Here is a 14,261-nt window from a genome sequence, read left to right on the forward strand (position 1 = left end):
GTCGGCCGCCGGCTGTTGCGGGGCCGGACCGGCGGCGGCACCCGGCTGGGCGGGTGGTGCGGGCGGAGCGGACGGAGGCGGCGGGACGGGCGCGTGCCCCTGGACCGGCGGCGCGGACGGGTGGCCCCGGCCAGGCGGCGGAGGCGGCGGGACGGACGCATGCCCTTGAACGGGCGGCGGAGCGGAGGCGTGGCCCTGTCCTGGCGGGGGCACCGTCGGCAGGCCGTCGGGGAGCGTGGGCGTGCGCCCCGGCGCGGCGGCCTGTACGCCGGCGGCGAGGTCGCGGGCGGCGGCTTCCAGGTCGGCGCCGCAGGCGCCGCAGAAACGGTCACCCTCCTCGAGCGGCTCCGCGCAGCTCGGGCAGGCGGACAGTTGGTCGAGCTGAGGCATGGTCACACCCACGTCCGGGGGCGGAAACGGTTGGCGCGTTCCACCAGTTCGATCCTCTCGGTTCCGGTCTGCGCGTGCCGGGCGAGCAGCCGGTAGGAGCGCTCCAGGCCGAAGCGCAGCCCCTCCTCGGTGAGCGGACTGTCCAACAGCCGTACCCCGGCGCCGGGAGGTGAGCCCGGCGCACCCGCAGGCGCGGGCCCGGAGACCGTCCCCCGGGCGGCACCAGCCTGGCACAACAGCCAGTCGAGCGCGCAGCCGAGTACCTCGCAGGTCAGCTCGTGCCGGCGGACGGCGTCCAGTCCGACGTCCTCCAGGGCGGCGACCTGCCGTGCGGCTGCCTCCAGGTCGTCGAGCAGCGGCTCGTGCGGCGAACGCTGCCGCAGGCGCGCCCTGACGGCCGCGACGCGGGCCGCGGTGAAGTGGATGGAAGACTCCGGTACCGACTCCAGCACGCGGACGGCGCCGTCCCGGTCACCGGTGGCCAGCCGTACCCGCGCCAGCCCGAAGGCGGCGCTCACGTACGCCGGGTCGGTGGTCCACACCAGGTGGTAGTACTCGGCGGCGTTGTCCCACTGGCCGAGGACCTCCGCGCAGACGCCGAGCGCCAGCTTGGGCGCGGGTTCGCCGGGAAAGGCGTCGTAGACGGCGTCGAAGGAGAGGGCGGCGGCCTCCCGGTCGCCGGTCACCAGGGAGGCCACACCGCGATACCACACGACCCGCCAGTCGTCGGCGTGCCGTGCTTCGAGCGCTCCCAGCGCCTCGAGAGCGGCGCCCGGCCCTCCTTGGGGCCCGGCACCGAGTTCGAGGTGAGCGCGCAGGGTGCGCAGCCGCAGCTCCGGTGAGTCGGTGGTGGCGGCTTCCAGCGCGGTGAGCAGGTCGGCGGGGGCCGAGGCCATCAGCCCCGCGAGGAAACCGGCGTTCGGGTCGGCCGGGTCGACGCGCGGCACGGGCAGCGCGAGCGCCGTCGCGCCCGCCTCCAGGGGGCGCAGCGCGATCCCGGCCGCGCCGGCTGCGGCTGCCGCCGGCGCGGGGAAGGAGGAGAGCGGCGCGGGCGCGCTGCGCGGGGCGGCACCGGCCGGGGCGGTCCCCGCACCGGCCGGTTCGGCGCCCCCGGCGGCCGGGGCCGCGAGGGCGGTCCCGGCGGAGCCCGAAGGCGCCGCGGGGGCCGTGGCGTTCTCGGCCGCGGGGGCCGCCGCCTGGGCGGGCAGCGTCACCTGGGCGGGCCCGCCGCCGGCCGCGGGCCGTGCGCCGCGCCGCCCGCTGCCACGCGCCCGGGTGCGGGCTCCGAGCGAGGAGGCGTCGCCCTGCTGCGCGGTGACCAGTTCGGTGTCCACGACGCGGAGTTCGGGGCCGAAGAGGGTGGAGAGGGCGGGGCGGGGCCGTCCCGACTGGACGGCCACGACCTCGCGGAGCACGCCGAGCAGCTGTTCGGACATCTCCTCCGCCGAGGCGAACCTGCGCTGCGGATCGGGGTCGGTGGCCCGTACCAGGAAACGGTAGAAGGACTCGTACCTGTGGAAGACCTCGATGTTGCCGGGCTCGGGCAGGCTGTCGACGTAGACGTTGGTGTAGCCCTGGAAGTCGAAGGTGAGGACGGCCAGGGTGCGCGCCACCGTGTACAGGTCGGAGGCGATCGAGGGGCCCTCTTCGGCGACTTCGGGCGCCTGGTAGCCGACGGTGCCGTAGATGGCGCTGTCCTCGTCGTCCATGCGGCGCACGGCGCCCAGGTCGATGAGCTTGAGCTGGTCGCCCTGCTGGATGGCGTTGTCGACCTTGAAGTCGCAGTAGAGCAGGTTGCGGCTGTGCAGGTGGCCGAGGGCCTCCAGCGCCTCGATGCCGTAGGCGCAGGCCACTTCGACGGGCAGCGGTTCGCGTTTCCCGCCCGGGGTGCGGCGCGCGTTGGCGATCTGTTTGAGGGAACTGCCGCCGACGTACTCCATCACGATGTAGCCGTCGAGGCTGCCGGTGCGCTGGTCGAGGTGCTCGACGAAGTTGTAGATGCGCACGATGTTGGAGTGTTCGATCTCCGCCAGGAAACGCCGCTCGGCGATCGCGGCGGCCATGGCGTCCTCGTCGCCGGTGTCGAGCAGGCCCTTGAGGACGACCCAGCGGTCGGAGACGGCGCGGTCCACGGCGAGGTAGACCCAGCCGAGCCCGCCGTGGGCCAGGCATCCGGCGACCTCGTACTGGCCGTGCACGATGTCGCCGGGGCCCAGCTTGGGCACGAACGAGTAGGGGTGGCCGCACTGGGTGCAGAACCCCTCGGTGCGTCCCGAGCGCGCGCCGCGGGAGCGGCCGACGGGCGCACCGCACTCGCCGTTGCTGCAGAAACGCTTGCGCTCGGGAACCTCGGGGTTGGCCAGCACCACGGTGCCCGGGTCGGGCCGCGGCACGCCGGGGACCTGGACGAGCCCGGCGCCCAGTCTGCCGCGGGCCGTAGAGGCGGTGGAGGAGCGACCGCTGCGTACCGACACCGAGCGGCTGGTCGAGCGGCCCGACAGGGAGCGGGAGAGCCGCCCGGAGACCGAGCGGCGGGAGGAGCGGGAGCGCGAGGAGGCCCGCGCGGAGCCTGTGCGGGCCGACCCCGAGGAGCGGCTGCCCCGCCCCGGGCTGGTCATCCCCGTCGGCGCCGAGCCCAGTACCCCGCCGGGCGCCACCACGGGCGCGAGCCCGCAGGTGTCGCAGTACAGTTCCCCGCCGCCCATGTCCTCGTAGGCGCCCTCGCACTGCGGCCGTTGGCACGGCCGCCGCGGCGCGCTCGACTGCTCGCTCACTCTGCCCCCATGTTCATCGCTCCGCCCGCGGTGTGCCGGGCGTCCTGCTGCCGCTGGGCCAGCGCCTCCTGTGCGGCCCGCTGGTAGCGCAGTACGGCATCCTCCGCGGCCCGCAGGTCGCAGGGCGCGCTCCACAGCATGCGACGGGCCGCGTCGTAGCGCTCGATGAGGATGCGGTCCTCGGCCAGGCCGTTCTGCGCCACCTTCGCCTTGTACGCGTCCAGGCGCCCGCGCAGTTCCGCGCGGACCGCCAGCGGTGCGGTGACGGCCGACAGTTCGGCGCGGGCCCGCTCCAGTTCCTCCTCGGCGCGCTCCTCCAGGCTCTCCAGCAGCGGGGAGAGCCGGTGCCACCGTGCGTATCTGCGGTGCTCCGCGGCGGTGGCGAGTTGCTCCTGGAGGGCGGTGGGCGGGCCGCTGACGGCGGGCACGTCCCAGGCGGCGATCTTCGCGAGCACCTCGCCGCGCGCGGCGCGTGCTTCGGCGAGGGTCCGGTCGGCGCGGCTGAGCACGTCGCGAAGGGTCATCAGCCGTGTCTCGGCGTCCTGCCGCACGGCGAGCACGGCGTCGATCTCGCGCCGTACGTCCTCCAGGGTGCGGGCCGCGTCGTCGTAGCGCGTGGTGTCGGGGCGGCCACCGCCGGGGGCGCCGCTGCCCCCGGTGGATGTCCAGAAGGCGAGCGGGTCGGTGACGACCTCCTCGCGCAGGGCGGCGAGTTCGGCGGTGGTGCGCTCCAGGTCGTCGGCGGCCGGGTGCTCTCCGGGGCGCACGCCGACCGAGTGCGCCAGGGAGCGCACGCGCCCGAGTTCGGCGGCGAGCAGGTCGATCCTGGCGGGCAGCGCCGACCACACCGAGTCGGCGGCGGCCACCACGTCGAGGGCCTGCGCGTACCACTCGTTCATCCGCTCGACGAGGCGGCCCAGTGTCACTTCCTCGGCGAGTTTCGGGGTTTCCGTCAGGCTCGCGCCCGGCGTGCCGGCCAGGGCGCCCCCCGAGACGGTGAGCGTGCCGCGCAGCAGGCGGGTCAGTTCCGCCAGGTCGTCGCGGCTCGGCCAGCGGCGGCGGGCCCGCAGCTCACGGGCCTGCTCCAGCGTGCGCGAGTAGGCCTCGAACCCGTTCCACAGCGAGGTGATGGCGGACTCGGCGCGCGCCCAGCGGTGCGCGGTCGTCCCGGTGAGCCGCGCGCCCTCCAGCAGCCTGCGCCCGGCGTGGTCCTGGAGCGCCAGCAGGGAGGACTCGACGGCCTCGTGCTCGGCGTCAAGACGTTCCAGCGCACGGTCGGCCTCCTCGCGGCTCATCACCTCTTTGGCGGGCCCGGCGGTCCCCATCGATCACCTCGCTGTTCGACGCGTACGTGCACTCTCGCGGACCGGCACTGCCGGCGACCCGCGGTCCGGCACCGGTTCAGTCACGGTAGAGCGGTTTCGGCGGTGCGGGCTTCTTCCCTTCCGTACCCACGATGTCGTCGGCGAGCCAACGCTCGTAAGAGGACTTCCACCCGTCCTCGCGGTAGTCCTCCAGCACCTTGTTGACCCGGCGGACCAGATCCTCGTCCTCGAGGTTCATCGCCACGCCGTAGGGCTCGATCGTCTGCGGCTCGCCGATGAGTTCGACGGACGGGTCCTGTGCCGCCTGCCCGGCGGCCAGGGCGCTGTCGGTGACGGTGGCGTCGGCCTCGCCGAGCTGGAGACGCACCAGGCAGTCGAGCTGGTTGGGGACGACGACGGGCTCGGCGCCCAGTTCCTCGTACGCGTCCGACTCCATCATCGTCTCCGCCGTCGAACCCGAGGCGTAGCACACGCGTTTGCCGCGCATACTCGCGTCGAAGCCCTTGACGCGGGTGTTCTCCTTGGGCACCAGCAGCTGCTGCCCCGCCTCGAAGTAGGCCGTGGAGAAGGCGACCTTGTCCTTGCGGTCGCAGGCGATGGTCATGGTCCGCACGACCATGTCCACGTCGCCCTTCTCGATGGCGGGGATGCGCTGGTCGGTCGGGATGGTCTTGTAGGTGATCCTGTCGGGCCCGTCGCCGCCGAGCAGGTCGCGGGCGATGGCCTTGACCAGGTCGATGTCGAAGCCCTCGATCTTCCCGGTCGTCGGGTCCCGGTAGCCCCACAGGTAGCTGTTCTGGTCGACGCCGACGACCAGCTTGCCCTCCTTCTTGATCCGCTCGACCGCGTCCCCCGCCTTCCCCGAGGGTTCGAGGCTCTCGGCGGGGTTGCTGCCGTCCTCGCACTTCTCCGGCTCGGGTTCCTCGTCCGGGTCGGTGGCCGAGGCGGGACGCCCGTCGGCCACCGGCGCGCCGTGCGCGGCGCTGTGCTGCGCGGCGCTGTGCTGCGCGGCGCTGTGCTGCGCGGCGCTGTTGTGCGCGGCGCTGTCGTGCGCGGCGCTGCTGTGCGCGGGCGCGGGCGCGAGCACCGCCGCCGCGACGAGGGCCGCGGCGGCCGACAGGCCGCCCGCGGTGACGGCCCACCGCACCCCGCGTCCGCCGCCCCCGCGAGCCGGCGTGCCCTTGCCCGGTGTGCCCTTGCCCGGCGTGCCCCTGCCCGGCGTGCCCGCCGACTGCGAGCGCGCGGTCCCTGTGGTCGTCATCGCGTCCGTCCCCCTCACCGGTACTCCGCCAGCCTGCGCCCGATGCCCAGCACGGCCGCCGCCGCACCGAGAACCGCCAGCACCAGGGCGCCGACGGTCAGCCCGCGGAACCTGCCGCGCGCGCTGTTGGCGGCCTGCTCGAACTGCTTCTGCTCGTGCGCGGTCGCCCGGCCGAGGCTCTTGTCGACCTGGTCGAAGCTCTCCCCTGTGCTGTTCACGGTGCCGATCACCTGCTCGACGGCTTCCTCGTAGTCGCCGTTGTTGTCCTTGACCCGGGCCGCCAGATGCCGCCGCTGCCACGTCTCGACGGCCTTCTCGGCGTCCCGCACGGCCTGCCGCCCCGTACGGTCGTCCGCGAGGTCACCGGCCTCGTCGAGCAGGCTGCTCCCGCCCGGGGCGCCGTGCCGGCCGGCGGCGTCGTGCCTCTCGTCGCCCCCGATGTCCCTCATCCGCTTGCGGTAGCTGTCCTCGTACGCGGCGCCGCCACCCCGAGCGACCAGCGTCATGTTCTCGTCACCGCGCGCCTGGAGGGTGGCGATCCTCGCCTCGTTGAGTGCCTGGAGGGAGGCGGCCCCCCTGGTCTCCGACTCGTGCAGCCCCGAGCGGGCCAGCGTGTGGCCGCCCGCCAGCCACACGAGCAGCACCAGCGTGACGGCGCTCGCGCCCAACAGCCCCTGGTTGAAGACCCGGTTGGTGCGCAGGTAGGTGCGGCGCTGTGCCCAGCCCAGCGCCCCCAGCGCGACCACACCGGTACCGATGGCGAGGAAGGGCCACGACGCGGCGTCCGCGTAGTCACCGTCCAGCCGCCCGCTCTCGGCCGTGTACAGCTTGCGCGCGGCCGGCAGGAGTTCGCCGCGCATCTTCTCGTTGGCGTACCGCAGGTAGGCGCCGCCCAGCGGCAGGCCCTGCCTGTTGTTGGCCCGCGCCGCCTCGACCAGCCCGGTGTAGACCGGCAGGCCGCGGTTGAGCGCGGTGATCTGCTGCTCGGCCGTGCCCGAACCCGAGGAGTTCGCCGCCGCGTCGGCCAGCAGCCCGGACGCCTCGCGGATGTCGTCCTGGTACCGCTCGCGCACCGCGTCCGGCTCGTCCCCGCCCGCCAGGAACCCGCTGGAGGCGGAGGTGTCGGCGTCCGCCAGGGAGCGGTAGATGCGCGCCGCGTCCGCGCTCAGCGGCTGGCTGTGCTCGGCCACCGCGTCGGCGGCGGCCTTCCGGTCGGAGACCTGCCAGGCCGAGACCGCTCCGAACAGCACCACCAGGAGGGCCAGCACGGCGCCGATCGCCCGCAGCCGTCCCGGCTCGGTCGTCACCGCGGCCCGCAGCCGCTCCCTCCCCTCGGACCAGGCCGTCCGGCGCCCCGCACCGCCCGCGGCGCCGCGGGGCCGCGCCCCCGGTGCCGAGCCCGGGGCGCCGCCCGCGGCGGGCCCCGCTCCCGGTACCGCGGGCACGGGCGGCGGTGTCGGTGGCGCGGTCGGCGGCTGTGTCACGGCTGGGCCCTCCCCCTCGGTCGCTGACAGACACCCTGCCGGTGCGCTCGCCCCTGCTCCCCTCCACGCAGCCCCCGGCTCCCCTGCCCGGGGCCGCGGGCGTCGGGGCGCCCGGCTGTGGTGCCTCGGTGCAGCAGTATGGCCGCAGTGGCCGGTGACCACACCGGATTGGGCGGGATCTTGTTCGTATCGCGACCGAATGCCCGGTACGCGGCACCGCGTCCCTCCCGCCGGGCGCGCCCTCCCGTCCTTTCCGCGCCGCCTTCGCGCCCTCTCCTGTTGTTCCTCCACACGCACCGCGTACCACCGGCGGTTCCCTGCCGCGGGGCAGCCCGCGCCGGGACGGGCGCGCGCCCCGTGTCCACTGTGTGACCGAAGCGATGACCAGGCGAGAGTGGAATGGGCGCTTCCCCCGCTAACCTCCGGCCATGTCACCGCGAACGACCACAGAGCCGGGCACCGCACCCCCGCGCACCGGACCGGCGATCAGGGCCGAGGGCCTGCGCAAACGCTACGGCGATACACAAGCCGTCGACGGCGTCTCGCTGGAGGTGGAGCACGGCGAGTTCTACGGCATCCTCGGTCCCAACGGTGCGGGAAAAACCACCACTATGGAGCTGCTGGAGGGGCTGCGCCGGCCCGACGAGGGCCACGCCCACCTGCTGGGGACGCCCTCCTGGCCGCGCGACCCGGCGCTGCTGCGCCGCATCGGCGTCCAGTTGCAGGCCTCCGCGTTCTTCGAACGGCTGACCGCCCGGGAGCAGATCCGCACGTTCGCCGCCCTCTACGGCATATCCGACACCCGTGCGGACGAGATGCTGGAGACCGTCGGGCTGACGGAGAAGGCCCGCACCCGGGAGGACAAGCTCTCCGGTGGCCAGGCGCAGCGGCTGTCCCTCGCCTGCGCCCTCGTCCACGACCCGGAACTGGTGTTCCTGGACGAGCCGACCACCGGCCTCGACCCGCAGGCCCGGCGCAACCTGTGGGACCTGCTGCGCCGCAGCAACGCGGCAGGGCGCACGGTGGTGCTCACCACCCACTCCATGGACGAGGCGGAGACACTGTGCGACCGGGTGGCCGTCATGGACCACGGCCGGGTGCTGCGCGTGGGACCGCCGCGCGCGATGGCCGAAGAGGCCGGAGTCGACTCCCTGGAGGAACTCTTCCTCCAGCTGACGGGGCGGGAGTACCGGGAGTGAGAGCGTTCGCCAGCCTGTCGCTGGCCATGGCCCGCGGGCTGCTGCGGGACCGGGCCGCCGTCTTCTTCACCCTGGTCTTCCCGCTGATGTTCCTGATGCTGTTCGGGGCGCTGTTCAAGGACCAGGGCGTCGAGCAGTCCACCCTCGTGCAGGTGGGCGACGTGCGGGTACTGGACACGATGCCGCAGAAGGCGCGCGCCCAACTGCGCGACGTCCTGACGATCGAGAAGACCGACGGGTCCGCCGCGGCCCGCAGACAGGCGTTGGAAAAGGTCCGCGAGGGCGACGCCGACGGGGCCGTCCTCCAACACGGCGGCGAGGTCGAACTCCACTACTCCGCCGCCGACCAGGTGCGCTCCGGCACGGTCCAGGGGTTGCTCAACAGCATCGTCCAGCAGGCCAACCAGCGCGCCACAGGACAGCCGCCCGCCTACGCACTGGGCAGCACCGCCGTGGAGGACGAGTCGGTCAAGCCCATCCAGTTCCTCACCCCCGGGCTGCTCGGCTGGGCGGTGGCCATGGGCGGCGTTTTCGGTGCCGCCTTCAACCTGGTCAGTTGGCGGCGGAAACGCATCCTGCGCCGCCTGTGGCTGGCGCCGGTCACCGCGCGCGCCGTCATCGGGGCCCGGGTGGGCGTCAACGTGGTCATGGCCTTCGCACAGACAGCCGTCTTCCTGCTGATCGCCTCGCTGCCCTACTACGGGCTGAAGCTGACCGGGCAGTGGTGGCTGAGCCTGCCGCTGGTGGCCTGCGGGACGCTGGCGTTCTTGTCGATCGGACTGCTGGTCGGCTCCTTCGCGAAGACCGAGGAGGCCGCCAACGGACTGGCACAGATCATCATTCTGCCCATGGCGTTCCTCTCCGGCGCCTTCTTCCCGCTGGAGGGCGCCCCGCAGTGGGTGCGCACCCTCAGTGACGTGCTACCGCTCAGACATCTCGTCACGGCGATGGAAGCCGTCCTCAGCCGCGGCGGAGGCTGGGGCGACGCGCTCCCCGTGATGGGCGGGCTGCTGCTGTTCGCCGCTGTGCTGACACTGATCGCCTCGCGGCTCTTCCGCTGGGACACGGCGTAGGGGTCTTCCTGCGGGCTTCCCGCGGGAAGCCCGCAGGGGGGCGGAGTCGTAGGTCCGGAGTCCTCCGTCGGAGCGTCTGCCACCATGGACGGGTGATGGAGATCCGGCGCGGCAGTCTTCCCACGCAGACCTTCTACGAGCAGGTCGGCGGCGAGGAGACCTTTCGACGGCTTGTGCACCGCTTCTACCAGGGGGTGGCCGAGGACCCCCTGCTGCGGCCGATGTACCCCGAGGAGGATCTGGGCCCCGCCGAGGACCGGCTGGCCCTCTTCCTGATGCAGTACTGGGGCGGACCGCGCACGTACAGCGAGTCGCGGGGCCACCCCCGGCTGCGCATGCGGCACACCCCTTTCAAGGTCGACCGCGCCGCGCACGACGCCTGGCTGCGGCACATGCGGGACGCGGTGGACAGCCTCGAACTGCCCGAGCACCTGGAAACCCCGCTGTGGGACTACCTCGTTTACGCCGCCGGGTCTATGGTCAACTCCGCGGACTGAGCGGACCGTCGGACCGCGATCCCGGCGCGTGCCGACCCGCACGCGGGAGCGAGAGCGCGCCACCCCGCGCATGTAGCGGGCAGATGCGCCCCGGCGGCCCCAACACGCGGAGGGGGACAGGGGGCGGCAGGGCTTGGCCGGGTTCGTCGTGGCGCGCATGCGTGCGCACCGGTTACTCGTCGCCTCCGCGCTGCTCTCCGTCCTGCTGGCCACCTCCGTACTGGCCACCCTCGCCGCCTTCGCCACCGCGGTCGGGGACGCCGGGCCGCGCCGCGCCCTGGAGCACCAGTCGGCCCCCCGGACCGTGCTGGACATCCGCTCGGACATCACCGCCGAGGACCGGGACGCCACTGACGCGGCCGTCCGCGAGGCGGCACGCGACGCCTTCGGCGGACTGCCCGTACGGACCGCCGCCAGCACCCACTCCGGCGCCTACGCCCTGCCCTCCTCGCTGCGCCCGCGCACCCCCCACGACGGCGCCACCACCGGCACCCCGGACACCTCGGACACCCCGGACACCTCAGGCTCCTCTCGCTCCTCAGGCTCCTCGGACTCCCCGGGCTCCTCGCGGGACGACGAACCCGACCTGACGCGCTTCGCCACCTTCGACCGTGCGCGCGTGACGATGGTCGCCGGCTCCTGGCCGCGCACTGCCGACACGGACGGACGCACCGTGGGCGCGGCGGTGCCCCAGCGGGCCGCCGAACGGCTCTCGCTGCGCCCGGGCGACACCTTCCGCGTCACCAGCAGGCTCGAAGGACCGCCCGACGTCCGCGTCGAGGTCACCGGCGTCTACGCGCCCGCCTCCCCGGGCTCGCCCTACTGGAAGTGGCTGGACCCGCTGGCCGGTCAGGGCATGGCGGTGCGGGACTTCACCACCTACGGCCCGCTCGCCGTCCCCGACGGCGCCTTCACCCGCGGCCCGCGGGACACGGGCGGTCCGCTGTGGCCCGCCGAGACCCGATGGCAGGCGGACGCCGACTTCACCGGCCTGGACACCTCCCGCCTCGACACCCTCGGCGACGACGTGGCCAGGGCCGCCGACCGGATCGGGACCTCGCCCCTGACCCCGCACGCCGTCGCCACCACTCACCTCCCCGAGCTGTTGGACTCCCTCGCCCGGTCCCTGCTCGTCATGCGCTCCACCCTGCTGATCACCGCCCTCCAGCTGCTACTGCTGACCGGGCTGACGCTGCTGCTCGTGGCGCAACTGCTGCACACCGAGCGCGCCCCGCAGACAGCGCTGCTGCGGGCCCGCGGCGCCTCACGGACCCGGGTGTGCGCCCTGGCCGCCGCCGAGGCACTGCTGCTGGCGCTGCCCGCGGCGGTGGCCGCACCCCTGCTCGCCCACCCCGCGGTGCGGTGGCTGACGGGGCACGGCGCGCTCGCCCGCGCGGGCGTGGACCCCGTGGCCGGGCTGCCCGCCGGCAGCTGGTGGGTGGCAGCCGCAACCGCCACCGGGTGCGCGCTGCTGATCGCCCTTCCGACGCTGCGGGCCCGTGGCCGCGCGGGGGACGACGACCCGGAGCACAACGCCGCACGGGGCGGCCCCCGCGCCCCCTCGCCGCGGCGGCGTACGGCGGCGACCCTGCTGCGCGGCGGCGCCGACCTCGCGCTGGTCACGCTGGCAGCCGTCGCCTACTGGCAGCTGGAGCGGCGCTCGGGCGGCACCGGCGTCCTGTCCGCCCGCGAGAGCCCCGGCGCCCGGGGCGGGGCCGACGGGACGCTGGGCATCGACCCGGTGCTGGTGGCGGCGCCCGCGCTGGCGCTGCTCGCGGGCACCGTGCTGGTGCTGCGGGTGCTGCCGCTCGCGGCTCGGCTGGGCGAGCGGTACGCCACCCGGGCCCGCGGGCTGGCGCCGGCGCTGGCGGGCTGGCAGCTCAGCCGCCGCCCGCTGCGCGGCGCGGGGCCCGCGCTGCTGCTCGTCCTGGCCGTGGCGACGGGGGTGTTCGCGGTCGGCCAGGGCGCCAGCTGGGACCGTTCACAGGACGACCAGGCGGACTTCCGCACCGGAGCCGACATCTCCGTCAGCGGCTCCGCCACGCCCCCGCTCGCGCAGGGCGGGCTGCTCACCGGCCTCCACGGGGTCGAGGGGGTGGCACCGGTGGCGCGGGCGTCGTTCAGCACGGCGGGCGACCGTACGGCGCAGCTCCTGGCCACCGACGCGAGCAGGGCGGGCGACGGGGTCCTGCGGCTGCGGGACGACCTCGCCGACGAGCCCTTGTCCCGGCTGCTGCGTCCGCTGGCAGGCGAGGACCGCGCACAGACCGGTGTGCGGCTGCCGCAGGGCACGAGGGAGGTGCGGCTGCGCGTACGGCTGGATCGCGAGCGCGCCTCAGCGGAAGACAACAAGGGCGCCTCCGCGGACGCCGACGCGGACACGGACACGGACACGGACGTCGACGCGGACACGGACGCCGACTCCTCCGGCACGGACACCCTTTCCCTCACTGTCGAGGACCGTTTCGGCGTGCCCTACCGGATACCGCTCGGCGACGTGCCGGACGACGGCCGAACGCACACACGGAGCGCCGCCCTCGCGCAGGGCGGCGGCACACCGGCGGGTCCCGTGCGGCTGACCGGGATCGAGGTCTCCTACCGCGCGCCCGCGCACAACCGGCAGCGCCGGCTGACCGTCGAGAAGCTGAGCGCCACGGGGCCGCACGGCAGCCGCACGGTGCACCCCTCACGGCAGGAGCGCTGGACGCCCCGGGTCCGCGCCGACGACGCGCAGGCGTCCCTGGGGCGCGGCCCGCACGCCGACGCGGACGCCGGCAAGGCCGAGCTGCGGCCGGACGGCGCGACGCTGACCGCCCGTCACACGACCGGTTCCGCGCCTCCTCCGGTGCCGTACCAGACCGGCCCGGTCACCGTCACCGTCCTGTGGTCACCCGATACGCCGCCGGCCGGTGCGCACCGGCCGGCGGCGGCCGTCGCCACGGACGCCTACCTGCGGGCGAGCGGCACCGAGGTGGGTGACACGGTCACGGTCGACGCGCTGGGAACCGAGCTGAGCGTCCGCATCACCGGTGCCGTCCGCGCCCTGCCCACCGTCTCGCCCACCCCGACCGCCGACGGCGAGAGCAGCGCCGGAGCCCTGCTGTTCGACCTGGGCACGCTGAACCGGACGCTCGCGGACCGGGACGCCACGCTGCTGGAGCCGCGCACGTGGTGGCTTTCGGTCGCCGAAGGGGCGGGCGACCGGGTCGCGGGAAAGCTGCGGGCCGAACCCGCCGTGGGCGCCGTACGGGTACGCGACGAGGTCGCCGCCGAGCTGCGCGGCGACCCGCTGGGCGCCGGGCCCCGCGGCGCACTGGCCGCCCTGGCTCCGGCCGCGGCCGTGCTCGCGGCGACCGGTTTCGCCGTCAGCGCCGCGGGCGCCGCACGGGAGCGCGCGGCCGAGTTCGCCGTCCTGCGCGCCCTCGGCGCCCCCCGGCGGCGCCTCGCGCACGCCCTCGCGGCCGAACAGGGGCTGGTGCTCGTGCTCTCGGTGGCGCTCGGTCTCGGACTCGGGGCGCTGCTGGTGCGGCTGATGGTGCCGCTGATCGTCGTCACGGGTGACGCCCGCGCGCCCGTGCCCGACCTGCTGGTACGGCTCCCGGTGGGCGAGACGGCCGCCCTGCTGGCCGCGCTGTTGGCGGTGCCGCTGCTGCTGGTCGCCGCCACCGCCTTCCGCCGGGCCGGCCCGGCGACGGCTGCGCGCACGAAGGCGACGGCTGCGCGCACGAAGGCGACGGCTGCGCGCACGGAGGCGATCGCTCTGCGCACGGAACGGGGTGACTGACCGGTGCCGGACCCCTCACGCCCCGGCGGACAGGCCGGGCCCCGCGGTGCGTGGCTGTGGGCGGTGACGAAAAAGACGTGCAGCACGTCGGTGACCGGGCCCCGCGGTGGGTGGCTGTGGGCGCGGCTGCGGGCGGCGCCGGGCGGGGCGCTGGCGTTCGCCGTACTGGTGCTGGCGACGGCGTTCGTGGCAGCCGCGCTGCCGAGGGCCGTCGACGCCTCGTGGGACGACGCGCTGCGAGCCGCCTTCGACCGGGCCCGCCCCGCCGACGGTGCGCTGCGTGCCACAGCCTCTGCGGCTCCCGACGCGGGCAGCCCCGCCGAACTGCGCGAGCGCGTCGCGCCCGCGGCGGTGGACCGGGCGAGCACGGCCCTCCGCCGCGCCGTCCACACCCCCGTACGCCTGGCGGCCGGGCAGGCGGCGTACGGCGTGCGCAACACCACCCCCGCGGACACCGACGATCCGGCGCTGCCC

The 14,261-nt window shown here is 75.0% G+C and carries 9 protein-coding genes and 1 pseudogene; 6 read left to right on the plus strand and 4 right to left on the minus strand.

The window, feature by feature from the left end; all coding sequences use genetic code 11:
- From AB8Z75_RS21865 to AB8Z75_RS21880, 4 genes are all read right to left on the minus strand, one after another.
- The coding region (locus AB8Z75_RS21865; RefSeq protein ID WP_369204557.1) for a zinc ribbon domain-containing protein at positions 1-390 on the minus strand (390 nt) is incomplete at its 3' end.
- 2 nt (positions 391-392) lie between these two features.
- Positions 393-3,095 carry a tetratricopeptide repeat protein gene (locus AB8Z75_RS21870; protein ID WP_369204568.1) on the minus strand — a complete coding sequence of 901 codons (2,703 nt, stop codon included), beginning with the start codon at positions 3,093-3,095 and terminating at the stop codon, positions 393-395.
- Positions 3,096-3,160: 65 nt separating this feature from the next.
- A complete protein-coding gene (locus tag AB8Z75_RS21875; RefSeq protein WP_369204558.1) occupies positions 3,161-4,489 on the minus strand; it encodes a hypothetical protein in 1,329 nt (442 codons plus the stop codon).
- Between the two features lie 76 nt (positions 4,490-4,565).
- The gene (locus AB8Z75_RS21880; protein ID WP_369204570.1) at positions 4,566-5,576 is read right to left on the minus strand and encodes a glutamate ABC transporter substrate-binding protein; all 1,011 of its coding nucleotides are present in this window, start codon (positions 5,574-5,576) and stop codon (positions 4,566-4,568) included.
- On the opposite strand from AB8Z75_RS21880, the gene AB8Z75_RS21885 reads away from it, so the two are divergent.
- The 6 genes and pseudogenes from AB8Z75_RS21885 to AB8Z75_RS21910 all read left to right on the plus strand — a co-directional run.
- Entirely contained in the window at positions 5,505-6,002 is a 498-nt protein-coding gene (locus tag AB8Z75_RS21885; protein WP_369204573.1) for a hypothetical protein, read from the plus strand. The two genes, AB8Z75_RS21880 and AB8Z75_RS21885, sit on opposite strands and share 72 nt — an antisense overlap.
- Before the next feature lie 1,660 nt (positions 6,003-7,662).
- Positions 7,663-8,433 (plus strand): ABC transporter ATP-binding protein, encoded by a 771-nt coding sequence (locus AB8Z75_RS21890; protein ID WP_369204560.1) that lies wholly within the window; start codon positions 7,663-7,665, stop codon positions 8,431-8,433.
- A complete protein-coding gene (locus tag AB8Z75_RS21895; RefSeq protein ID WP_369204562.1) occupies positions 8,430-9,506 on the plus strand; it encodes an ABC transporter permease in 1,077 nt (358 codons plus the stop codon). The genes AB8Z75_RS21890 and AB8Z75_RS21895 overlap by 4 nt, the downstream gene beginning before the upstream one ends.
- Positions 9,507-9,601: 95 nt before the next feature.
- Positions 9,602-10,003, plus strand: coding sequence for a globin (locus AB8Z75_RS21900; RefSeq protein WP_369204564.1), 402 nt, complete (start codon positions 9,602-9,604; stop codon positions 10,001-10,003).
- 133 nt (positions 10,004-10,136) lie between these two features.
- On the plus strand, positions 10,137-13,787 hold the full coding sequence (locus tag AB8Z75_RS21905; protein WP_369204566.1) for an FtsX-like permease family protein: 3,651 nt from the start codon (positions 10,137-10,139) through the stop codon (positions 13,785-13,787).
- Positions 13,788-13,850: 63 nt separating this feature from the next.
- Positions 13,851-14,261, plus strand: a pseudogene (locus AB8Z75_RS21910) (ABC transporter permease); the annotation flags it as partial.

It is taken from the genome of Streptomyces sp. PU-14G (assembly GCF_041028275.1).
GTDB lineage: Bacteria > Actinomycetota > Actinomycetes > Streptomycetales > Streptomycetaceae > Streptomyces.

What these genes read in the sequence shown, in the direction of transcription:
- AB8Z75_RS21875 (WP_369204558.1), bottom strand. Translation starts at nt 4,489, where the DNA reads ATGGGGACCGCCGGGCCCGCCAAAGAGGTGATGAGCCGCGAGGAGGCC.
- AB8Z75_RS21900 (WP_369204564.1), top strand. Translation starts at nt 9,602, where the DNA reads ATGGAGATCCGGCGCGGCAGTCTTCCCACGCAGACCTTCTACGAGCAG.
- AB8Z75_RS21890 (WP_369204560.1), top strand. Translation starts at nt 7,663, where the DNA reads ATGTCACCGCGAACGACCACAGAGCCGGGCACCGCACCCCCGCGCACC.
- AB8Z75_RS21870 (WP_369204568.1), bottom strand. Translation starts at nt 3,095, where the DNA reads ATGGGCGGCGGGGAACTGTACTGCGACACCTGCGGGCTCGCGCCCGTG.